The following is a 23,569-nucleotide window of genomic DNA, read 5'->3' as shown; positions in this document are numbered from 1 at the left end:
CGCCTCCTAACGATTCAATGCCTGCTCTAAGTCCGCAATCAAATCTTCGGCATCTTCAATCCCGATAGACAAACGAAGCAAATCATCGGTCAAGCCATAACTTGCTCGCACCTCTGCTGGAATATCAGCGTGCGTTTGGGTCGTTGGATAAGTGATTAAACTTTCAACACCGCCCAAGCTCTCTGCAAATGTAAAAATCTCAAGGCTATTCAAAATCGTTGGAATCTTGCTGTCATCTACTACCTTGATTGAAATCATGCCACCTTTACCAGTGTAAAGAACTTCCTTAATAGCAGAATTCTGAGACAAGGCTGCCGCTAGTTTCTGAGCATTTTCGGTTGCTTTTTCCATGCGTAGCTTCAAGGTCTTCAACCCACGCATGACCATATAACTATCAAACGGTGAAAGAACCGGCCCACCAGTATTAAGGTTATAATAGAGCTTATCATACATTCCCTTATCACTCGTTACCACAACACCAGCTAAAACATCATTGTGGCCTGCAATATATTTGGTCGCTGAATGCACCACAATATCAGCCCCTAATGGAATTGGGTTTTGGTAAATCGGACTGTAAAAGGTATTATCCACAATCACTTTAGCCCCATGTGCATGAGCTACCTTGGCAATTTTGGCAATATCAAATTCTACCATGAGAGGGTTGGTTGGCGTTTCAATATAGACAATGTCAGTCTCATCAGAAATCGCCGTAATCATTTCCTCATCGTTATTGGTGTAGGTGAATTGAAAACGCCCTTGAGCTTCTTGTTGATTGAACCAGCGGAAAGAGCCCCCGTATAAATCACGCGCAGCCACTACCTTGCTTCCTACTGGGAAGATTTCCATCGCCAAAACAACCGCACTCATACCAGAGCTTGTCGCAATCGCGTAATCTGCTTTTTCAATAGCAGCCAACGTTTCTTCCAAAGTCGCCCGTGTTGGATTTTTAGTTCTGGTGTAGTCAAAGCCAGTCGATTTTCCAAATTCAGGGTGCTGGTAAGTGGTTGAAAAATGAATTGGTGCCACTAAAGCTCCCGTTGCCTCATCTGAGTTGATACCCGAATGGGCTAAAATCGTATCAATTTTCAGTTTTTTCACCATAATATTATATCTCCTCATTTCATCTCCTATTCTCCATTTTACCATGAAAACAAGTCTCTAGCGTTAGTTTGTAAACAGATATAGATATAGTTTCAAACTATAGCAAAAAGAAGTTAGGGCACTCCTAACTTCTAGAGGCAATTTTCAATTTACGACGGAAGCTCTCCGCACGACCGGTACCAATCAATTTATCTGCTTGATTGGTTAACAATGCAAGATAACCATAGACGAGCACACCTATTCCTCCACCAACAATAAGATGAATCAGACTACTCACCTTACCAATGACAGGCAATACTCGCACCAAAGCTAATTCAACGCCACCAACAACAAGGGCCATAATAGCTGTCATAATTAAAATAAGAAGCGTATTTTTGACAAATCTTTTCCAATTAAAATGAATCATGTCATAAACCTTCTTAGACATTAGATAAGTTGATACGCATAGACCGATAATAGTTGTAAATAAGGGACCATAGGCACCGAACAGCCAGATAAAAGGCACTTGAAGAACAAGCTTCACAAGAAAACCATAAAGGAAATACAGCATGGCTTTACGCGTTTCAAATAAGGCCTGAATAACCGGTCCAAACAGAGCATAGAATCCCATGGCAAAAATCTGTAAAAGGTTAACAATGAAAAGCTGAATGGCCAACCCCTTAGGAGCTGGATAAAAGACCGTATAGAGAGGACGAGCTAGAATAATTGACCCAAACACGGCTGGCACCAAGAAAATCGTAAGCATCTGTAAATTATTCAAAATAAGACTCGCAGTCGCTTTCTTGTCCTTCTTAACAAAATTTTCCGTAATCAGCGGAATAGACACAGACCCCATCGAAACCGTCACCCCAATAATAATCATAATAATTTTATTAGGATTAGAATACATGTAAGCATACAAGGTTAAAAGGGTTTCTTTTGTCGTAGAGGTAAAAAGAGACATGGTGTTTATAAAGGTCATCTGATCAAGTAATTGATAGGTTTGAAAGGCTGTACCAACGACAATAAATGGAATAGCCTCCTTTGTGGTTTCAATCACTAAAGATAGGGTGTCTGTTTTTTCCTCGCTTTTTTTCGCCGTCAGAATCTTCATCAAAATTCCTTCACGATGAAGGCTGAAAATCAATACAGCAAGACTTCCTAACATTCCGATAAACGCCGCAAAGGTAGATTGAACAACAGCTACTTTATAATCACCTGAACCAAATGTCATGATATAGAAAGTCGTCAACAAAATCCAAATCACACGAAGAATCTGCTCCACCACTTGGCTTGTTGCATAAGGACGCAAATTATTTGTCCCTTGAAATACACCTCTTAGAACACTCATCACTGGGAAAAATAGCACCGCCCAAGACAAACTCCTCATAACGGGAATTAAATCAACCTCAGAGCCCGATAACTTAGCTAAAAGCGGAGCAGCAAAATACATCACTCCAGCAAAGAATGCTCCCATTAACAGCATGAGTTTAAGAAATTCTCTAACCAGATAGTAGCCCGTCTCTATTTTTCCAATCGCATTGTATTTGGCAATTTGTTTAGCAATCGCAACTGGAATCCCAACTGTGGAAATGGACAAAAAAATAGAGTAAATGTTATAGCCCATTCCCCATAAACCATTGGCAGCATCCGCATGAGGTCCTAACCACGCCATCCAAGGAATCACATAAACAACTCCAATCAAGCGACTAATAAAATTACCTGCTGTCAACCATGCCATCCCTCGAACCATTTTCGATTGCTGGTTGTCAACTTTTGATTGATGTGTTTCTGACATATCGTTCTCATTTCTGTACTTGTTTTGCTTCCTATTATAAACTTTTACCTGCTACTTGTAAATTATGAACATTAGGTCTAAAATAGAGGTATGATTACAATTGAACAAACTCTTACCATTCTCAAAGAAGACCATAACTTCCATGAAGTTAGCATTGATGGAACTTTTCATTACCACCTAACAGATTTAACCTTTGCAAAGGTTAGTTATGACAGTCGCGATGTTGATGCCTCAACCCTTTTCTTTGCTAAGGGCGCAGCATTTAAACGCGAATTTTTGGAACAAGCTGTGCTAAAAGGTTTAAAATGCTATATTTCTGAAATTGATTACGAAGTTGGTATTCCTGCTATCATTGTCTCTGATGTTAAAAAGGCTATGAGCCTTATCGGCATGGCATTCTATGATTATCCTCAAAATCAGCTAAAACTCCTTGCTTTTACAGGAACAAAAGGAAAGACAACAGCAGCCTATTTTGCCTTTAATATTCTAAAGCAAAGCAACCAAACCGCCCTACTTTCTACTATGAATACCACTTTGGACAATGGTAAATCCTTCTTCAAATCTCAATTCTCAACACCTGAAAACCTTGACTTGTTTCGTATGATGCGACAAGCGGTTGATAACGGCATGACTCATCTTGTTATGGAAGTCTCTAGCCAAGCCTACCTAGTCGACCGTGTTTATGGACTGACATTCGATGTTGGTGTCTTTCTCAACATTAGTCCCGACCATATTGGTCCGATTGAACATCCTAACTTTGCCGATTACTTTTATCACAAGCGTCTCTTGATGGAAAATAGCAGAGCAGTTATCGTCAACAGTGACATGGAGCACTTTGAGATTGTCAAAGAGCAAGTTGAAAACACTCCTCATGATTTCTATGGTTCTCACTCTGAAAATACCATTCTAGACAGTCAAGCCTTTAGCTTTAACCTTAATGGTCAATTATCTGGACACTACGATATTCAACTGATTGGTCATTTCAATCAAGAAAATGCTGTCGCTGCTGGACTAGCAAGCTTACGCTTGGGAGCTAGCTTAGAAGATATCCGAAGAGGAATTGCCACTACAACTGTTCCTGGACGTATGGAAGTTTTAACCCAATCAAATGGGGCTAAGGTATTTGTTGATTACGCACATAATGGCGATAGTCTTGAAAAACTTCTTTCTGTCGTTGAAGAACACCAAAAAGGAACCCTTCACTTGATTCTCGGAGCGCCTGGTAATAAAGGAGAAAGTCGTCGTGCCGATTTTGGTCGGGTGATTAATAAACATCCTCATTTACAAGTGATTTTGACAGCTGACGACCCAAACATTGAAGACCCTATGGCTATTTCTCAAGAAATTGCTGAGCATATCAACCGCCCTGTCACGATTATTATTGACCGTGAAACTGCTATCAAAGAAGCTCTGCTATTGACACAAAACGGCACCGATGCTGTGATTGTCGCTGGAAAAGGAGCCGACGCTTATCAAATCGTAAACGGTGAAAAAACAGCTTACTTAGGTGATTTTGAGATCGCGAAACGCTATTTAGGGTAACTTATTTGAAACCATTCCAATCTACTTAAAAGCCTTTCTAAGGCTTTTTATTATGGTATAATAACTCTATCTCTGTTTTCAAAACCACCAGAAAGGAGTATTATGTCACATATTGAGGCAAAACAGATTTCTGTTTCCTACGACCAGCGCCCTATCATTGATCAACTGAATTTAGCATTGCCTAGTCAAACGATTACAACAATCATTGGTAGCAATGGGTCTGGAAAATCGACACTCCTTAAGGCACTGACCCGTATTATTTCTACAAATACAGGACACATTTTTTTAGATGGTCAGTCAATCGCAAAACTGCCAACTAAAGAAGTCGCTAAAAAGATATCCCTCCTTCCCCAAGTGTTAGAAGCAACGCAAGGCATTACCGTCTATGAACTGGTCTCTTACGGCCGATTTCCTCATCAAAAATATCTGGGGACCCTCACGCCCGAAGACCGTGAAAAAATCTATTGGGCAATGGAAGTTACTGGAGTGATCAGCTATGCCAATGTAAAGGTGGATAGTTTGTCTGGTGGGCAACGTCAGCGTGTCTGGATTGCTATGGCACTTGCTCAAGATACCGATACGATTTTTCTAGATGAGCCAACGACTTACCTAGACATGAATCATCAGTTGGAAGTCTTAGAATTGCTCAAAAAACTGAATCACGATAATCAAAAAACGATTATCATGGTCCTACATGATCTTAATTTGGCATCTCGTTTCTCTGATCATTTGATTGCTATGAAAGATGGGACAATCAAACACCAGGGACCACCCGAAAAGGTGATGACAGCAGCTATTTTAGAAGAGATTTTTAACATTAAATCTCATATCGTTTCTGACCCAGACAGTCAGCGTCCTATTTTACTTACCTATCATCTATTAGAAAAGGAAATCCTATGAAAAAAACATTATCACTCTTACTTAGCCTCATGGCTATCTTTGTTCTTGTTGCTTGTTCAACATCATCTAAAGAAAAGGCTGAGCAGTCACAATCAAGTAGCTCTGCTATTTCTAAAATGCCTAACATCGAAGGTATCAGCTACCGTGGTGAGGTTCCTGAAAGTCCAAAACGTGTCGCAAGCATGGCGTCATCTTATACTGGTTATTTGCTCAAACTTGGTTTCAATATCGTAGCAGCAACAACCTATGATCAGAAAAACCCTGTCTTCTCTGATGCTATTAAATCTGCCGAAATCATGTTGCCGACGGACCTTGAGGCCCTAGCAGCTACCGAACCCGATGTGATTGTGGTAGGTTCAACCGAACAAAACCTAGATCAGCTTGAAAAAATTGCCCCACTTGTCGTTGTTGAATATGGCAAACATGACTATCTCCAAATGATGACTGATTTCGGTCAAATTTTTGGAAAAGAAGATGAGGCAAAAAAATGGTTAACATCTTGGGAGAAAAAAGTAAACGACGCCAAAAAGATTGTTCACGATGCCACTGGAAAAGATGCCACATTCACCGTTATGGGACTTTTTGAAAAACAATTTTACCTCTTTGGGAATAACTGGGGACGTGGCGGTGAGATTATCTATCAAGCCTTTGGCTATCAAGCTCCTGAATCTGTGGAAAAAGAAGTCTTTCCTACCGGTTACCTTGAAGTCTCACGTGAAGTTCTTCCAAACTACATTGGCGATTATGTGCTTGTAGCCGCTGAAAATGAAGAGACAGGGGCTAGCCTCTACGAAAGTGACCTTTGGAAAAATATCCCTGCAGTACAAAAAAATCATGTCATTAAGGTGGATGCTAATGTTTTCTACTTTACAGATCCTATTAGCCTTGAACATGAGCTAGAGGTGTTAACCGAAGCAATCTCAAAAATACAAAAATAATGCCTTCATTTCACAGAACTTGCCTAACGCTAGAGTTTTCCTGACTAATAACAATAGAAAAGAAAAATGATTTCTCTATACAAAATACTCAATAAGCCAAAACATCTCTTTTGGCTTGTTTTTTTCATCACTAGTCTCTTGCTACTATTAGGAGGCTACGCAAGCTTACGCTTTGGTGCTATCAATTTCTCACACCAAGATCTTCTGATAACCTTTAGGCAGCCTTTTACCAATTCTGACCTTCAAGATGTCATGATTGATATTCGACTACCTAGAATTATCGGCAGTCTTTTGGTCGGAGCTGCTACTGCTCAAGCCGGTGCTATCATACAAGGCGTTACCCGAAACCCAATCGCCGATCCTGGTCTTTTAGGAATCAATGCTGGCGCTGGACTTGCTTTAGTGATAGCCTATGCCGTTTTCGGACAACTTCATTACACTTGGATTGTCCTGATTTGTTTACTAGGGTCTACACTTGCTGCCCTTATGGTTTTCGCACTTTCTTACGATCCCAAAAGAGGCTACAATCAATTACGGTTGATTTTGGCAGGGACAATGATTTCAGCCCTCTTTACAGCACTAGGTCAGATTTTCACCATCACCTTCAACCTTGCTACTACCATTATCGGCTGGCAATCTGGAGGACTTGTTGCTGTCAATTGGAAAATGCTTAGTATTCTCGCTCCTATCATCTTGGTAAGCCTTATCTTAGCGCAGCTCTTCTCCCACCAACTAACCATTCTTAGTCTCAATGAGACCGTCGCAAAAAGTCTTGGACAAAAAACTGTTATCATGACCCTCTTCTGGTTAGGTCTTGTTATCTTATTATCTGCTTCTGCAGTAGCTTTAGCTGGAACTATTGCCTTTGTTGGACTGATTATTCCTCATATTGTCAAATTCTTTTGTCCTCATAATTACCGGCAAATTCTGCCAATGACTGCTTTTTTAGGGGCAACCTTTATGCTTTGGATTGACCTTCTCTGTCGCACCATCAATCCACCCTATGAAACTCCGCTAAGTGCTATGGTTTCACTGATTGGTCTGCCCTGCTTCTTATGGCTGATGAAACGGAGGTCACTATGAGTCAAACATCCACTCACTTTAAACGCATTTTCATTCTCTTAATCCTAGTAACACTCTTTTTTGCCCTCCTCTCCCTATCTCTAGGGAGTAGTCATCTATCTTTAGTAACAGTTATCAAAACATTGCTAGGGCAAACAGACGCCAAAACAAGACTGATTATCTTAAATATCCGTCTTCCTCGCATACTTGCTGCTCTAATAGCAGGGGCTTCATTGGCTATCTCCGGTCTATTATTGCAGACACTGACTAGAAATCCTCTTGCCGATTCTGGGATTTTAGGCATAAATGCTGGCGCTGGGCTCATCATTGCCCTTGCCATTTCTATTTTTAAGACGATAGCTCCCCAGTTTATTGCGCTCTTACCATTGATGGCTATGCTGGGAGCATTGGCAACTGTTATGATTGTCTATTTTATTAGCCGAAAACCAAATCATGATATTGATCCTATCCGTCTCATTATCACTGGTGTAGGTCTTTCCATCATGTTATCTGGACTTATGGTGTCCATTATCGGAAATATCGACCGTTTCAAAGTTGATTACATCATCAATTGGCTCAGTGGGCAGATTTCTGGCGATAACTGGAAAACCTTAGCACTTCTTAGTCCTTTCCTAATCTTACTTTTGGGGCTCTCTTATAGCCGTAGCCGTTCTCTCAATATCATGACCCTTAACGAACAAACCGCTACCACACTTGGGCTCAATCTTCAAAAAGAACGGTTGATAACACTCCTTCTCTCAACAGCACTTGCCTCCCTTAGCGTGATTATTGTTGGCAATATAACCTTCATTGGATTGATTTCAGGTCATATCAGTAGACGATTTGTTGGAGGAAATCACCTTATCCTTTTCCCCATAACTTTCTTAATGGGCATGATTATCCTCTTGATTGCAGATACTATTGGCCGTGTCTTCCTTGTCGGAACAGGTATTCCAACTGGGCTCGTTGTCTCCCTCATCGGCGCTCCCTATTTTCTTTATCTTATGAAAACCTCAAAAGAATGAAGATGAGCTTCTCTAAAAATTTTAACACTATAAAATGGCTTAGAATCAACGTTTCTCGATAACGTCACTCTAAGCCATTTTCTGTTTTTAAAACTCTTTTTTATTCTTTAAGCATCTGCTTGGTCAAAAACAACCTGACCATTTTCAAATTTAGCAATACGAGCTAATGAAGTCACACGTACACCTTGTTCTTCCAAAAGGCTACGACCATCTTGAAATGATTTCTCAATGACAATCCCAACACCAACAACTTCTGAACCTGCTTGCTGGATAATATCAATAAGCCCTTTAGCAGCTTGGCCATTTGCCAAAAAGTCATCGACGATAAGTACCTTATCATCAGCTGAGAGAAACTTACCAGCAATTGAAACTGTGCTTGTAACCTGTTTAGTAAAGGAATAAACTTCTGCTGTCAAAATACCTTCTGTCATGGTAATGTTTTTATGCTTTTTCGCAAAAATCATCGGCACATCAAGAACTTCTGCAACATAAACCGCTGGAGCAATGCCAGAAGCTTCAATGGTTACAACCTTGGTAATACCAGAATCCTTGTAAGCATCTGCAAATACCTTCCCCATTTCCTTCATCAATTTGTAATCAACTTGATGGGTTAAAAAAGAGTCTACTTTTAGAATATTTTCACCTAGGACATTTCCATCTTTTAAAATACGGTCTTCTAATAATTGCATCATAACTCCTTTTAATATCAATTAGTCAATTCTAACATTAGCCGTAAAATACAAAGAGATGCTTACACATGGTAAACACCTCCGTAATCTGAATAAAACAGTAAATCTCTCCCTTTATAGGATAGCAAAGCAGACTTATTGTTAGACATTACGGTGCCATGTAGAAACGTTGTGCCAATTCACAACATAAATAAGTTTATTATTGTTCCTTATTATATCATTTTAAAAGGTAATTTCAAGAGATTTAAATAGAGTCGCCATTCCAGATAGAGTTTTTCACGATAACATAATTGACACGTGTCAAACTTTCCACATCACGACCACCGGCATACGAAATTGAGCTTTGAAGGTCTTGTTCCATCTCAATTAAAGTATCTTTCAAATGGCCTTTTGTTGGCAAGAGGATTTTCTTACCTTCAACATTTTTGTGCTCACCTTTTTGGTACTCTGAAGCAGAACCAAAGTATTCTTTGAAGGTTTCGCCATCGACTTCAATCAATTTACCTGGGCTTTCAATGTGACCCGCAAAGAGAGAACCAATCATGACCATGCTAGCACCAAAACGGATTGACTTAGCAATGTCGCCATGTGTACGGATACCACCGTCTGCAATAATTGGCTTACGCGCAGCTTTTGCACACCAGCGAAGTGCCGCTAATTGCCAGCCACCTGTACCAAAGCCAGTCTTAACCTTAGTGATACATACCTTACCAGGGCCAATACCTACTTTCGTCGCATCTGCACCAGCATTTTCCAACTCACGAACAGCTTCAGGCGTTCCAACGTTACCTGCAATAACAAATGTTTCTGGAAGCTCAGCCTTGATGTGTTTAATCATTTTAATAACACTCTCAGCGTGACCATGCGCAATATCAATCGTGATAAACTCTGGCACATCATCCTTCAAACTCGTTACAAAATCATACTCATAGTCTTTCACACCTACTGAGATTGAGGCGATCAGCCCTTGCTCATGCATGCGTTTGATAAATGGCTTGCGCGACGCTTCATCAAAACGGTGCATAATGTAGAAATAACCATCCTTAGCCAGCATTTCCGCCACATCCTCATCAATGATGGTTTGCATATTAGCAGGGACAACAGGAAGTTTAAACGTATGCTTTCCTAAAGTGACTGATGTGTCTGCCTCAGAGCGGCTATTGATGATACATTTGTTAGGAATCAACTGAATATCTTCGTAGTCAAAAACGGGCATATCATTAAACATAAAAATCCTCTTTCTGCCACTGGGACTGAAAAAGGATTTTTTGTGTATCACAAAAGTCATCTCCAGCCGAGCAGCCTTTACTATGATGACCTTCCTATAACTCTGTTTTTACAAGCAACAAACAGAGCATCGCTAAGTGGATTTCCCACCCTTCCATAGATATTCTATCCTTTCGTTTTTGTTTTGTCAAATTTTACCTCAAATTATTTTTAAAAGTTCGTTATTTCCGAACAAATCAAAAATAGGAGAAAAATCCTCTCCCTTAACACTACAAACTATCACGTTTGGCGATAAGCTTATCACGCTCAGCTTTTAATTTCTCCAACCTCTCTGATAACTCAGTTATAGCCAAATCTAGACTGTTGATGGCTAAATCAATGGCCTCATCAGCTGATTGTTTTCCGCCAAGTTCTCCATTATCATCATCAGTATCTTGAGCCTCAGCCTGGTTAACATGAACCACACCTGACGTTTTATCAAACTGTTTACTAATGAATTTCTTAATCCACCCCTCAAAACCTGTATCTTTCAGCTCACCATCAAGCTCATCCTTGACTTGATTTTTCAACACTTCTTTTTCGTCTTCAGTCAATTTGCGGCCAGTTTCATCATACCAACCATTGTCATTATGTTTAATGTTCATAAAAATCTCCTCATTATTCACTATTTTAAGTTAAAGTCGTCTTTTAATTTATCAACAACCGCCTGAATTAACTCAGTGTTTGGGTCATATTTAGTGTGTTTTTCACTGCTATTAAACAGTAAAAGCTGGGCATTTTGCAATTTTTGTCTATGGAAAGAAACAGCTGCGCTGGTAATTCCTAACTCCTCAGCAATATCCTTACTCTTAGCATGAGGCTGCGTTAGTGCAACTAAAACCTTGTAACGTGTTAAATCACTCAATGTTTTTAAGGCTGATGAGAAATTATCTTCATCTAATTCATTGTGGCTATTGAGAACCTCATCAATCTTACAAGATAGAATAAGAAAACTATTGTACTTCTCAAATAAAGGCTCCAATGTAATCACTGATAATCGAATAATCCAAGGGCTCACAATATAGAGTTCAAACGATTCCTTCTGCAAGGTTCCCTGAATCATTTTTAAAGCTTGCGTATCTTTAAAAACAGCTTCAAGATTCAAGTTTTTAGCGTAAGTTTCTCGTTCTATCCTAGCTTTTTCAAAATAAGGGGCGTATAGATTGACCAATTCACGCGACAGTCCTACCATTTTGGTGGCATTCTCTTTTAAATGCTGACTAAAGGTTAAAATGTGCCATTTTTCTTCAGGTTTAAAGGATTTCTCCTCTAAGATTTCCCAATAATCTTTATTTTTAGTCTGGCTAGTGGAGTCATCCACTAAAAAAAGTCGTAAGCAATAATGTAACTCTTCTTCTGAAAGGTCTAAAACCAAGTCATGTAATTCTTCGATAGAAGAAGGCTCCTTACCTTCGTTGAGTAGGTAGAAATAGCACGTTGTTAGGAATGACCAGCCAGCACCCATGAGATAATAGCTACGCAGTTTTTCTTGATAGGGTAAAAAGAGTTGATAAATTTCTTCTAGAGTATCAAGGTCTTTTGCTAAAATGCTGAGCTCCTTTTGCGTAAAATCCCACTCACTCTCATCCCTACTGTATGACAAGACAGGTAGCATTGTCATTTCAAAAATTTCAGAACGTTGTTGATTATAATTATAAGCCATTGATTTCTTCTTTCTAAGAAACAGGTTCAATACTTGCTTCACTTTGTTTAAAGGTCTTTTTAATAGTATAAACCATAAGGGCAAGAGCAATCAAGAGGTAAATGCTTGAAATGAGCTGTGCTGGTAAAATCAAAACCATACCAGACAAAGCCAAGCGACTAATAATCATGCCTAGTGTTAAGAGCGTATCAATACCAGAACCAATTGTGGCTAGCTTTTCCTCTGGAATTTCACGGTAGATCATGGCACTAAATTTCGGATTAACACCACCTGAAACAACTGCTGCTACAAAAATGATTACTAATGCTACATAGCTATTATGAAAGACCAATGCAGCAAAAAATCCTGCTAATAGCGCCAAGGTCAATTTAATCATTCCTAACAAATCCACTTTTTTGAAAAGTGTTGTACAAAGGACAGAGCCAACAATATTCCCAACAAAGAAAACGATTGAAACCATTGCAATTGTTGTGGCAGGATTGATAATGATAAATTCCTTAAAATCTTTTATAGTTGCCATTATGATAGGATCCAATGTTGATCCAATAGCATTAATTCCCATAATGGTAATCAAACTGGCTTTCAAAATAGGAATAGTATTGATGACTTCCATTGCTCCCTTAAAGGAAGTTTTTAGTTCTGTCACTAAACTTTGTGAGGTTTCCACATCTTCCATTTTAATCGGATTTTCTTTTAGGAGTTTCGATAAAGCAGGGCGTAAAGCTAGCATTATTAACATACTTACAAGAAAGGTACCAGCATTAAAGAAAGCGAGATTTTGATAGGTCATAAAACCAATGAGCACTGCTCCGCTGGCTTGGAAACCAATCTGTAAAATGGAGCTCGCCGCTTGACGAAAGGCCATTGCCCCTTCACGATCATCATTCGAAATGACCCTTAAACTAATGGGAGAAAAGAGATAAGATTCATACTGGCCAGAAATATCAGAGAAAAGATTGGCTACAACAGCAACTAAAACTACCCAAAGGGCAGGTTCAAATCCCATTGCTACACCTACAATAATATAGAGTAGGACACGGAAAATCTGAGTTACCATGATGGTATCCAATTTGTTTTTCGTCTTATCCGCCCAAATTCCCATCATAAACCGTGTTAGAATTGGGAGACTTTCAGATAAAGTTACCAAACTAATCGCAAACTTAGCATTTGGTAAGAGTAAGACATAGTTCATCAAAGCCAAATAGTAAAGACTGTCACCAAAATTTGATAACATGTCAGAAACAAAGGTTGCCAAGAAAAGTTTATTTTTAAGTGCCTTTTTCATACCAATAACTCCATTTATATTTTTTTAAGCATCTGTTTAACTTTGTATATAGTATAATACTTTATTTTTGTTAAGTCAATACTTAAATAAACGTTTTTTTGAAGTTTTTTTAAACAATTACTTAAAAATACTTTTTGGCTATTTCTGATAAAAAAGTTATCATTTAAACCATGAATTACCTTGATTATTTTCCATATAAAACAGTCCACCTTCTTGACTTAACACTATAAACCATTTATTATTACTAACCCTTTTATCATAAAATTTTACTACGATGTAGGCGAAAGAGAGGATAAACCAATACTCATATGTAATTTTTTCGAAAATATTAAAAAACTGCATGTAGCTAGAAAATCGTTACATGCAGTTTCTTTGTGCGTATGCCATGCCCTTTATGGTTTTCTATTGATTTTTTGTATTTTCTATCACTTTATTATTCTCCCGTCTCTCTTCAATATTAACATCTTTAAAATCTGAGAGATTCCTGAGAATTTATTGTCAAGGAATCAACGATAAATTCTCTTGTACAGACTGAATCTCTAAGCCTCTTATCATGTGTAACTAAAATAAATGTCCCATCATATGCCTTCAAAAAATTTTCCAATGCCTGCATAGCAATAATATCTAAGTAATTATTGGGCTCATCCAAAAATAAAACATTATAATTTCCCAATAGAATTTTAGCCAGATTCGCTTTAACTTTCTGTCCACCACTTAATTGTTCATATCTTCGTTTCATCTCTTCATTTCTGAAACCTAAACTTGCTAATGTATCAAATACAACTTGATTGGGTTGTTCTGATTCCATTAGTAATACTTTTAATAACACATCATTTTTATTGAATAAGTTTAATGATTGTTTAAAATAACCTATAGATATATTATTACTTATGTAGTCTTCCTTAGAAATAAGGTCTTTAAGTGAATAAATTAATTCAAGAAATTGAGTTTTACCTGATCCATTTTTACCTACTAAAGAAATTTTGTCACCTGCTTTAATATTGAAATTTTTTATCTTTAAATTAATATTATTCGAATTCTCATAAATATTATCATTTATTCTAAGTAATGACTTTCCTTTTTTGATTAATAACATATCAGGTACTTTAATTGTTAATTGCTTAAGGCGATGAGGCTGAGTAGTAACCGTCTCTCTTAACAAACGAGTTTCTATACTTTTTGCACTTTTAGCTAGCGATTTAGCTTTACTCTCATAATCACCAACATAGGAACGCATCTTCCATTCCGATTGAGATACTCCTTTCTTTTTTTTCAATAATCTAGCGGATTTTTCTTTCTTTTCTCTCAAAGCTCTTTCAAGTTGTTTTTTCTTTTTAATATCTTGTTTATATTGAATTGTTTGTTTTTCTTTTTTATGCACTGTCCAAGATTGAAACTCTGAATAATCTCCATAAAAACTCTGCAATTGACCGTTTTCCACAAAAATTATTTTATCAATCGTTCGATCAAGAAAATCTCTGTCATGTGAAATGATTAAAAATGTTTTATTAGATGCATTAATAACATTTATTAGCCACTCAATATTTTCATCATCAAGATTTGTTGTAGGTTCATCAAGAAGTATTAACTCATTATCTGAAAACATAAACTTTTCTAACTGTTTTCTTTCCTGTTGTCCACCACTCAAATAGTTAAGAGGCAGTATTTGTTCTAGATAACCAATTGAAGTAGCTCTTTTTATATTAGAACTCTCTTGATTAAATAATTGACAAAAAAGTGTAGTCTTCCCTATTCCATTTTCACCAACAAAACCAATTTTTTCTCCTGATGCGATTTTAAAAGCTGGAACTTCAAACAAAACTCCTTTTTCATTTTGGACAGTTAAATTTCTGACTTGCAAAATAGTTTTCATTTGATTCTCCCTATATACCCTTTTTTCTAAAAATAATATGTTGCATCGTTACTACAAAACTTGCAACTATATTCGAACAATTTGTTGAGATACCACATTCCTCAATATACCTATACCTGAATTATCAGAATAAGTTCTATAACCATATTCAATTTTCTTAATAATGCTCTGTAACAATCTCTGAACTCAATTATTTGATTGAGTGAGTATATGAAGAAATATTTTTTTGATATAAAACATAATACCTCCTCTAATAATTTAAAAAGTTCTCCGTCAAAATAATCAAAACTCAACAACATAACAATCTCATTCTTTTTCATCAAACGATTTAAATATTGGTACCTGTAAAATATTCAAAAAAACTATATAGGCAGCTACACTGAGATACGTTTTTAGATATCACTTCTCTTTTTTCTTACCAATATCTGTTATTTCAAAAAATTGATGATATAAATTTCTTCCTTCAACTTCCTCTCTATAGCATAAATTCCTCCATTCCTATCGTAATAAATAATAGATTAAGGAGCTTCCAACCATCCCAAGTCCAATAATTACTACAATTTTTTCATTACTTGATATTTAATTAACTTTATGCACACAGTCTAATACTTTATTTTTATTAAGTCAACATTTAAATAAAAATTTTTGAAGTTTCTTTAAACAATTACTTAAGAAACTCATTTTTTGCTATTTCTGATGAAAAAAGTTATCATTTAAACCATGAATTATCTTGATTATTTTCCATATAAAACAGCCTTTTATGATAAAGATTTAAAACTCACTTACAGTAACCATAAGCCTGATGGGACTTTTTTTCCAGAATCTTGCGATAAACTGCCCGATTGGATTTGGCAGGAGCTCCGCCATTCTACAGAAAAAAGCCTACATCTAGATATTCCAAATGAGTCTTTTGGGAAAATTTATATGCAGTCCTACACCATGTTGTATGATGATTCAGGTGATTTCCAAGGGGTCATGGAAATGGTACAAGATTTCAAACCACTCCTCTCCTCCTACTTAGAAAATTCTGGTCAGGCCCTGGTCGGCTGGTCAGACGTCACGTCAGGTGCTTCCATTTCAAACGATAATTAAAAAGAGAGCAACAAAAATCCATGTTTAAATGAATTTCTGTTGCTCTCTAAATTGTTCTCATTATCAAAAATAACTTGACCCATTTCAATAACTCATCATTTTCGCTTAAATTACTCGACTTCGACAAAACCAAAGTCCTTTAAAGGTAGGAGTCTAAATGAAACAACCCCTCTGAGTTGAGATTTTTTAATGAGCCCAAACGTCCGACTATCCTGAGTATTTTGACGGTCATCATTCAAAATTAAAAATTGGTTTTTTGGAATCTTCTCCTCAGCACCGTTAGTTAAACTCGCCAAGGTAAAATCTGCTGTAAAAGGAATATCCACAGAATGTAAATCAAAATGAGATTTCCTTAAATCATCTAAGTATGACTGACTTTCAACCTGATTATTGAGGTAAAAAATATCATCCATATAGATTGGAACATCACCTTCTTTAGCTACAATACGACCTATATATTCTTTTCCATCAACTTCATAAAGAACAAACTTCTTGTACTCAGGAGTAGATAACTGACTAGCTACCACATAATCATTTGACTTTAGATAACTATTTGACTGTTCTTTCGTCACGGTGTAAGGTTTAAACACAAATATCCTCAGACCAACAGCCAATAAGAAGGCTATCATTGTCAGAAAAATCATCGTTATCAGATCTCGTTTTACCATCAGTGCCTCCTCTTGGTTATGATATTATTATTATACCATTTTTTCTGTTAAATTATCATGAGAATCTCTGAAAATAAGACATTTCTATCTTTCTTTGACTTCGATAGTTTTTTTCATTAATACTTAACTAAATTCAAAAATTACTTTTTTGCTTCTTTCTAAAAAGTGCGGACGCTCAAAAGGTTTGGGGAACCTTTTGAGGTGGGAAATAGAGTTGACATAGTCAACATCAAAACCTCCTTTGGAGTGTCATTGCTACTTTTTGAGTCCCTCTATTGCAGTAGATGATTGGCTGTACTTGTCGACTACTAGCTAATCATCCTTGCTGGGGAACTACTACGAAATTGATTCTCAATTTCTGTAGTTCTCCCAAAAAGCCCGTTCTTAGCAAGAGTTTACTCTGAGCTCTTGTATTTCTAAGCTCAGACTGAAACTATCCACTGGACAGTTTGAATACCACTATAGCGAAAGAAACATTTTTTCTCGCTATGCTCGTCACTATCTCAATGATATTAGGGGTTCTAAAATTCTAATTTTGATTTTGAATGAGTATAAATTGTTACTAACATAGAAAAGAGAGTGGGACAGAAGTCAAGACTTCGAAATCATGACTTCTTATACGAAAACTTCAAAAAAAGTGCAAAACTTCCTCCTCTATGTTACAATATAGGCGAAAAATTTTTAGTTTTGGATTGTTAGCTCGTCTCTAACAATCTTTTTTGTTTGTTGGCAAAATTCAGAATAAGTTAATTGATAGGACTCCCTTTTTGTCGTCTAGCCGCAAAGGCAGCTTGACAAAGGCACTTTTTCAGGTAAGCATTACCATGTCTTATTCGGCTACTTCGTTTTTTACCAGCACTCTCATGATTTCCTGGACATAACCCAGCCCAAGAACTTAATTGACCAACTGTTGGAAATTGGTTCATCTCAACACCAACTTCAGTGATAACAACAGAGGCTGTAATCTGATCGATACCCGGAATACTATCCAATATCTCTAGTTCTCGCTCATAGTCTTTGAGATAACTGTCTATTCGATTTTCTAACTGTTGGATTTTAGCATTATAACAATCATAAGTTTCTATTGCTTGTTATAACATAAACCGATGATGAGCTGAAAAATAACCATCCAAGGCTTTTTCTAGTTGAGGAATTTTCTGTTTCAGAGTCGTATAAACATTAGCACGAATAACTTCTGGTGTGATGGTTTTTCCATTGACTAAAAGAGTCATCAAGTTACGCCCAGAACTGCCCATAATATCTTCAATGTAAGTCGTTAATTTGATTCCTCCTGATTGAAGAATGTTATGAATTCTGTTCACGTCACGGTTACGAGTTTCAACTTGATGTTTCCGTTGACGTGTTAGTTCTCGTAATTCTTGAATCCTTTCGTCAGGAACAAAACTTCTTGGGAGCAGTCCGATACGAGTCAATTTGGCAATCCAGAAAGCATCTTTTTTATCTGTTTTTTGACCAGGGATGGCTTTCATATGTGCTGGATTCGCTAAAATGAGCTCAAAGTCTTGGCAGAGCGCATGCCAAACGGGTTTCCAATAGACTCCTGTACTTTCCATGCCAACAGCTTGTACTTGAAAAGATGTGAGAAAATCATGACATTGTTGTAAACCTTCTGTCGTTGTATCAAAGCGAGTTCTTCACGTTTGGGACGAGTACTAGTGAGAGAACCGTGTAAGATACAGACAGCTATCATAGCTTGGTGAATATCAATGCCAGCACAAGATGTATAGATGATATCCATAGTCGTTTCCTTCTAACTAATGATGAGGACTTGTCTCTCTAATAGTAGTCGTATTTTTATACTCATGCTTCTGAGGCGATATTTTGGGGTTCTCGTAGATAGAGTGGATTAGTTTGTCCCTCGATAGATTTTATCATTAAGTTATCAACCACAAAGCCCTCACTAAGAGTATAGCACTTAGCGAGGGCTTTGCCTATTGGTTGTCATTGTTTTGTAGGTGTAGGCTCTCCACCATCGTGATGGTTTGTCCCATACTCTTTTTATTTATTTTTACTCATTAAACGATACGTGCACATGGTCGTAATGGTTAGCTGTGATACCACCGCGGTCAGGCATTGGGTTCCATGTATAAGCAGGTCCATAGATACTTGGCCATGGTGAATAGAATTTTTGCTCCCAAATAATGTATGAGATATTACGAGCTCCCATCGTATCAACAGCATATTGTGCAACTTTATCACCTAGGTCAGAACCAACTGGTACCATAAAGTCAACAGCAAGCCCTTTACCGTGATCTCCTGAATCTCCTGGACGGTATAAGCTAAATGACGTAATGCCATAAAGACCTGCAACTTCTTCTTTATAAGCAGCAACATGTGGTTTCAAACCAGCATTTTCTGGTTTGGATACGGCTGATGAAGATGGTGCTACCGCAACTGTTGTCGCTTCAGTTGTTGTTTCAACCGCTTCTGATACAACCGTGTAAACTTCTGGTGCTGGCGCTTGTGACGTTGTTGGAATTGAAGTCTCGTCTGCTGTAACAGCTTCTGTGACAGTCTCAACAACTGACGTAGCCGCAATTGTTGTCTCTTCGGTTGTTGTCTCCACTACAGCTACTTCTGTAGTTTCTTCTACTATTGGAGTAGTCGTTTCTCCTTCTGTTTCCTCTGAAACAGGTGCTTCAGAAATAGCTTGAGTGGTTTCTTCTGGTTTAACAGTAACTTCTTCAGTAATAAACGCTTCTGTTACTTCCTCTACAACTAGAGTTGCCTCAGATGTGTTAGGTGTTACTTCTGTCTCATTAATCACTGTCACTGGGATTTCATCAACCACTTCTGATACAGCCCCAGTAGATACTGGTGGTGTCACTTCAACGGCTGTTAATTGATTATTAGCATCATAGCTAAGTTTCAAGACAGTATCTGGGAAAATCAAATCCAAATTAGAAATCTGATTGATTTGAGCTAAGATATACATATCCACGTCCGTTGCTGCTGCAATTGTACTGAGCGTATCACCAAATTTAATTGTATAAGTTTTACTATTACTCGTTTTGGCGGCATCAGCTTGAATTTCAGCTATTGTACGCGGAGTCCAATTAAGCGATGAGTTTTCTTGAGCACTAACTTCCATACCAGATACTACAAAAAGAGTAGCTACTGTCGTCGAAGTAACCAACGTTTTTTTAGTTAATTTCATGTGAATATTTCCTTTTTCAATTAATAACTACATCCATCATATCATAAAGGGAGCATGAAAAGTTCAAAATAGTCTCCTATTTTTGACATTTAATCTTGCTGTCTCTAAATTGTAACAGTCTGACTTTTTTTGTAAAAATCAGCGCAATCATTCCGACCTACCTCCCATAGCATAACCACCCCTAACGATTACTTACCTTGTAAAATTTCAACAAAGCGATGGGTAAACTGTGCTGTCATTCCCCAAAGGTTTTCTCCCACGTGTTCATAAAAGGGAATCTTTCGATTTTGATGACCAAAACGATAATTTTCCCCCTGATTGATTCGCTCAAAAGGAAAATCAGAATCCTTACGAAAATCTGCTTTCAATTTGTAATAAGTAGGGGCTGTTTCCAAAAGCTGGCGCAAAGGAATGGTAAACAGCCTTTCCACTTCATTATTAGGCGTAATAGCACGCCAATTTTCAATCATTAGATGTCCTATAAAACAATGAATCTCCCTGTCTTGATAAACAAAATAATCAATTTCTCCAACAAGCTCAATGACATCAGCAGACAAATTAAGTTCTTCAATCGTTTCACGAACCGCAGCTTGAGAAAAGGCTTCACCAGCCTCCACGCGCCCACCTGGAAAAGCTACCTCACCCGGCTGAGAAATAGTGTAACTCCTAATTTGGTACAATACCTGCCACTCGTCATTTTCCCAAATCAAAGGAAGTAGCACTGCATAGTGTTTAGTCACACCAAGAGGCTTTGCCGTATAGCCTTCTAACTTTTCTTTTATCTTATCCATCATGTCTTTTATTATAAAAGTTTTAGTCGCAAATGTCAGAAAAATAACTTGTTCAAAATTATATAAAATTTTTACACATAAATCATTGACTTTTTTTCTTTATAGGTATATATTTTATATATAAAGAAATCACATATCAGAAGGAGGGGCCTTATGTATTTTCCAACTTCAGCTATTCTGATTGAGTTTCTCATTTTGGCCATCGTCGAAAAGGAAGATTCCTATGGATACGAGATTAGCCAAACCGTCAAACTCATCGCAAACATAAAAGAGTCCACGCTCTATCCTATCCTCAAAAAACTAGAAAGTGCACACTTTGTCACGACCTATACCCAGGAGCACCAAGGACGTAAACGCAAATACTATGCCATTACAGATTTAGGGCGAGCTCAAGTGTCTTTTCTAAAAGGAGAATGGCTGAGCTACACCACAGCAGTCAATGATATTATCGAAGGGAGATTAAGACATGACAAGGACTGAGTACCTAGCGGAGCTAGAAAAAGAATTACGGCAGCTCCCCAAAAAAGATTTTCAAGAAGCCATGGATTACTTCACCGAATACTTTGACGAAGCTGGTCCAGAAAACGAAGCCGACCTTATGGCTGAATTAGGCACACCACAAGAAGCAGCCAGTGATATCCTAGTAAATGTTATCGGCAAAGAAGACTTCCAATCCAATAAATTCTTCAAACGCCCACGTAGTGGTAAAGAAATTGCTCTTTTGGTTGGTCTAATCCTGATGGCATCACCTGTATTATTTCTTGTAGCTGGTGTTCTTCTAGGTCTTCTCTTAGCAGCTATAGCCTTACTCATTGGACTAGCTGGATTTGTGATTGCCATGATTATCTTGATCGCCTGCCTCTTACTAACAGGTTTCCTTCTCTCTGTAGCAGCCATTATCATCGCCTTTGTGACACTCGGAGAAAGCCTAACTATCTTTAATAGTTCTTGGCCAGCCATGACCATGGGCTTCGGTGGATTCTTTGCAGCAATCGGTGGCGGCGTCCTCATTTTCTTATTCAGCCTTTATTTAACAAAACTTTACGGCAGAGGTCTTATGGCTTTTGGAAAATGGCTGAGCAACTCACTCAAAAACCTCTGGAACAAACGTAAATGGAGGAAATCTCATGAATACTAAATCAAATACCAAGTGGAAATATTTACTTTTCTTTGGCCTAGGAAGTGTCGTTGTCGGACTTTCCCTCCTAGCCTTCGGAGCAGCTACTGGCGGTATCGAAGGCATCAAAGATAATACCAAGGCAATCAAAGAAGTCAAAACGTTTGATAAGGTGAAAAATTTAGACATCAATAGTTTTTACAATCTGACGATTAAAGCAGGTGATGTTGATAACGTGACCGTAACTTACTATACACATAAAAAATTTAGACCTAAAACCCTATTAAATCAATCTGGCGACACTTTATCTGTGAGACAAGAAATAGCTGACTCCTTTGTCACTGGTTTTATGGAGACCGGGGGCTATCTTCTCAATGAACGTACTGGAAATCAAGATTATACTGAAACAATTATCACCGTCCCAAAAAATTTAGTCATTGAAAACTTAAACGGTCAATTCAATTTTCATCATTCACAGTTAATCGATTTAAAAATTAAGAATATTAATGTGCATGGAATGAGCTATCTTGAAAATGTGACAATTGACAGTGGTAAAATAAGTACTTACAATTCTCAAATTGATAACAGTCATCTCAGCAATGTCACTTTTGATACTGATATTAATCATTTATCCTTTGATAACAGTACCGTTGAAAATAGTACATTTGACAACTTTCACGCCAGTCTATCTTTGGAAAACTCTCACTTCAAAAATGTTACCTTCAAGGCAACACAGATTGATGATTCAGAAATAGAAGATCAAGACGAAATTGAAACAGACTATTGGTATGATCAATACGATAATCCTCTCTATGGACATCTTAGTATCAATAGTGGAACGCTAGAAAATGTTACTTATACAGGGGCAGGTGAGTTAATAGGCCGCAATGTCAACTTAATTGGTAAAATCAATCTTTCTGGCACTTTTCTATCAACCGATTTCAAATTAACCTCAGAAATCCTAAAATCAACATCTTTGGAACTCTTTGCAAGCCACGGTACGATTAGTATTGACAATGAAATATCAAAAAATGCTAATGCCGTTACTAATACTACTGACAGTAGCTATCAGAAAAAAATAGACAAAGCTAAAGCAGACTTGATTATTAAGAGTAAAGGTGGCTATATTTCCATTCGATAACAAACAAAAATAGGGACTAAGCAAAAAGTCTTAAAAACAGAAAATAGCTTAGAATGATGTTGTTAAGAAGCGTCACTCTAAGCTGTTTTATATTATTTTAGTTTTTAAATATAGTTATTTGAATTAATAATAGGACATAGATGAATCATTTTGATAGGAGTTAATACTATTAGTTATTCCACGCTTTGTCCTAATCTATTTTCAATTTACTATAGTAGTCTTTTTTAGATAAATTGTCGCAGAGTTACAATTCACTTCCCTTCAATAAATGGTTGTTTCCTAACGCCCTATTACTGGTATTTTCTGCAATCATTACAGGCGGTGAAACCGTCTCAACTAGCACTTTCTGAAGTGGTGAAAGAGCAGAAATTTTTAGCTCAAAAAAAGACTACTAGGGACGAGCTAGTAGCCTAAATACAAAAATTCTTTGGCTTTGATTATATCATAGGAAGGTAATTTTT

20 protein-coding genes, 1 pseudogene and 1 riboswitch are annotated in these 23,569 nt (G+C 37.4%); of the genes and pseudogenes, 9 read left to right on the top strand and 12 right to left on the bottom strand.

Features of this window, described 5'->3' with window-relative positions; all coding sequences use genetic code 11:
- Window positions 1-6: 6 nt before the first annotated feature.
- Both ACFPQ3_RS03695 and ACFPQ3_RS03690 read right to left on the bottom strand, forming a co-directional pair.
- Window positions 7-1,101: a cystathionine gamma-synthase gene (locus ACFPQ3_RS03695; protein WP_156806083.1), complete on the bottom strand. Its 1,095-nt coding sequence runs from the start codon at window positions 1,099-1,101 to the stop codon at window positions 7-9.
- Window positions 1,102-1,225: 124 nt separating this feature from the next.
- Window positions 1,226-2,878, bottom strand: a complete 1,653-nt coding sequence (locus ACFPQ3_RS03690) for a putative polysaccharide biosynthesis protein (RefSeq protein ID WP_156806082.1) — start codon at window positions 2,876-2,878, stop codon at window positions 1,226-1,228.
- Window positions 2,879-2,968: 90 nt separating this feature from the next.
- Here ACFPQ3_RS03690 and ACFPQ3_RS03685 point away from each other — a divergent pair, with 90 nt between their 5' ends.
- The 5 genes from ACFPQ3_RS03685 to ACFPQ3_RS03665 all read left to right on the top strand — a co-directional run bounded on the left by ACFPQ3_RS03685 (window position 2,969) and on the right by ACFPQ3_RS03665 (window position 8,345).
- Window positions 2,969-4,420: a UDP-N-acetylmuramoyl-L-alanyl-D-glutamate--L-lysine ligase gene (locus tag ACFPQ3_RS03685; RefSeq protein WP_156806081.1), complete on the top strand. Its 1,452-nt coding sequence runs from the start codon at window positions 2,969-2,971 to the stop codon at window positions 4,418-4,420.
- 102 nt (window positions 4,421-4,522) lie between these two features.
- Window positions 4,523-5,320, top strand: a complete 798-nt coding sequence (locus ACFPQ3_RS03680; RefSeq protein ID WP_156806080.1) for an ABC transporter ATP-binding protein — start codon at window positions 4,523-4,525, stop codon at window positions 5,318-5,320.
- Window positions 5,317-6,258: an iron-hydroxamate ABC transporter substrate-binding protein gene (locus ACFPQ3_RS03675; protein WP_156806079.1), complete on the top strand. Its 942-nt coding sequence runs from the start codon at window positions 5,317-5,319 to the stop codon at window positions 6,256-6,258. The genes ACFPQ3_RS03680 and ACFPQ3_RS03675 overlap by 4 nt, the downstream gene beginning before the upstream one ends.
- 66 nt (window positions 6,259-6,324) lie before the next feature.
- Window positions 6,325-7,341: a FecCD family ABC transporter permease gene (locus ACFPQ3_RS03670; RefSeq protein ID WP_156806078.1), complete on the top strand. Its 1,017-nt coding sequence runs from the start codon at window positions 6,325-6,327 to the stop codon at window positions 7,339-7,341.
- Window positions 7,338-8,345, top strand: a complete 1,008-nt coding sequence (locus tag ACFPQ3_RS03665) for a FecCD family ABC transporter permease (protein ID WP_156806077.1) — start codon at window positions 7,338-7,340, stop codon at window positions 8,343-8,345. The genes ACFPQ3_RS03670 and ACFPQ3_RS03665 overlap by 4 nt, the downstream gene beginning before the upstream one ends.
- A gap of 107 nt (window positions 8,346-8,452) precedes the next feature.
- Here ACFPQ3_RS03665 and ACFPQ3_RS03660 read toward each other — a convergent pair whose 3' ends face one another.
- From ACFPQ3_RS03660 to ACFPQ3_RS03635, 6 genes are all read right to left on the bottom strand, one after another.
- Window positions 8,453-9,034, bottom strand: coding sequence for a xanthine phosphoribosyltransferase (locus tag ACFPQ3_RS03660; RefSeq protein ID WP_156806076.1), 582 nt, complete (start codon window positions 9,032-9,034; stop codon window positions 8,453-8,455).
- 118 nt (window positions 9,035-9,152) lie between these two features.
- Window positions 9,153-9,248: riboswitch (purine riboswitch) on the bottom strand.
- Window positions 9,249-9,278: 30 nt separating this feature from the next.
- Window positions 9,279-10,262 carry a GMP reductase gene (gene guaC / locus ACFPQ3_RS03655; protein WP_156806075.1) on the bottom strand — a complete coding sequence of 328 codons (984 nt, stop codon included), beginning with the start codon at window positions 10,260-10,262 and terminating at the stop codon, window positions 9,279-9,281.
- 268 nt (window positions 10,263-10,530) lie between these two features.
- Window positions 10,531-10,905: a hypothetical protein gene (locus tag ACFPQ3_RS03650; RefSeq protein WP_156806074.1), complete on the bottom strand. Its 375-nt coding sequence runs from the start codon at window positions 10,903-10,905 to the stop codon at window positions 10,531-10,533.
- Window positions 10,906-10,925: 20 nt separating this feature from the next.
- Complete coding sequence (locus tag ACFPQ3_RS03645) at window positions 10,926-11,963, bottom strand: ArsR/SmtB family transcription factor (protein WP_156806073.1); 1,038 nt, start codon at window positions 11,961-11,963, stop codon at window positions 10,926-10,928.
- 13 nt (window positions 11,964-11,976) lie between these two features.
- Window positions 11,977-13,248: an MFS transporter gene (locus ACFPQ3_RS03640; RefSeq protein ID WP_156806072.1), complete on the bottom strand. Its 1,272-nt coding sequence runs from the start codon at window positions 13,246-13,248 to the stop codon at window positions 11,977-11,979.
- A 466-nt stretch (window positions 13,249-13,714) separates the two neighbouring features.
- On the bottom strand, window positions 13,715-15,121 hold the full coding sequence (locus ACFPQ3_RS03635; RefSeq protein WP_156806071.1) for an ATP-binding cassette domain-containing protein: 1,407 nt from the start codon (window positions 15,119-15,121) through the stop codon (window positions 13,715-13,717).
- A 720-nt stretch (window positions 15,122-15,841) separates the two neighbouring features.
- On the opposite strand from ACFPQ3_RS03635, the gene ACFPQ3_RS03630 reads away from it, so the two are divergent.
- Window positions 15,842-16,213: a PAS domain-containing protein gene (locus ACFPQ3_RS03630; protein ID WP_156806070.1), complete on the top strand. Its 372-nt coding sequence runs from the start codon at window positions 15,842-15,844 to the stop codon at window positions 16,211-16,213.
- A gap of 110 nt (window positions 16,214-16,323) precedes the next feature.
- Here the strand turns inward: ACFPQ3_RS03630 and lepB are convergent, their stop codons facing one another.
- The 4 genes and pseudogenes from lepB to ACFPQ3_RS03610 form a co-directional block, all read right to left on the bottom strand.
- Window positions 16,324-16,881: a signal peptidase I gene (gene lepB, locus ACFPQ3_RS03625; RefSeq protein ID WP_156806069.1), complete on the bottom strand. Its 558-nt coding sequence runs from the start codon at window positions 16,879-16,881 to the stop codon at window positions 16,324-16,326.
- A 752-nt stretch (window positions 16,882-17,633) separates the two neighbouring features.
- Window positions 17,634-18,640, bottom strand: a pseudogene (locus tag ACFPQ3_RS03620) (IS110 family RNA-guided transposase); the annotation flags it as partial.
- Between the two features lie 270 nt (window positions 18,641-18,910).
- Window positions 18,911-20,059, bottom strand: coding sequence for a LysM peptidoglycan-binding domain-containing protein (locus ACFPQ3_RS03615; protein ID WP_156805798.1), 1,149 nt, complete (start codon window positions 20,057-20,059; stop codon window positions 18,911-18,913).
- A gap of 188 nt (window positions 20,060-20,247) precedes the next feature.
- Window positions 20,248-20,853, bottom strand: coding sequence for an NUDIX hydrolase (locus ACFPQ3_RS03610; RefSeq protein ID WP_156805797.1), 606 nt, complete (start codon window positions 20,851-20,853; stop codon window positions 20,248-20,250).
- Between the two features lie 150 nt (window positions 20,854-21,003).
- Between ACFPQ3_RS03610 and ACFPQ3_RS03605 the strand changes: the two genes are divergently transcribed.
- Genes ACFPQ3_RS03605 through ACFPQ3_RS03595 form a run of 3 tightly spaced genes read left to right on the top strand, consistent with a single transcriptional unit; the run spans window position 21,004 to window position 23,108 of the window.
- Window positions 21,004-21,330, top strand: a complete 327-nt coding sequence (locus tag ACFPQ3_RS03605) for a PadR family transcriptional regulator (RefSeq protein WP_121835285.1) — start codon at window positions 21,004-21,006, stop codon at window positions 21,328-21,330.
- On the top strand, window positions 21,317-21,988 hold the full coding sequence (locus tag ACFPQ3_RS03600; RefSeq protein ID WP_156805796.1) for a DUF1700 domain-containing protein: 672 nt from the start codon (window positions 21,317-21,319) through the stop codon (window positions 21,986-21,988). The genes ACFPQ3_RS03605 and ACFPQ3_RS03600 overlap by 14 nt, the downstream gene beginning before the upstream one ends.
- A complete protein-coding gene (locus tag ACFPQ3_RS03595) occupies window positions 21,978-23,108 on the top strand; it encodes a DUF4097 family beta strand repeat-containing protein (RefSeq protein ID WP_156805795.1) in 1,131 nt (376 codons plus the stop codon). The genes ACFPQ3_RS03600 and ACFPQ3_RS03595 overlap by 11 nt, the downstream gene beginning before the upstream one ends.
- Window positions 23,109-23,569 lie beyond the last annotated feature (461 nt).

The organism is Streptococcus caledonicus, from assembly GCF_042656225.1.
GTDB classification, from domain to species: domain Bacteria; phylum Bacillota; class Bacilli; order Lactobacillales; family Streptococcaceae; genus Streptococcus; species Streptococcus caledonicus.
The sequence above is the reverse complement of the archived record's forward strand: the minus strand, read 5'-3'. Positions and strand labels throughout refer to the sequence as shown.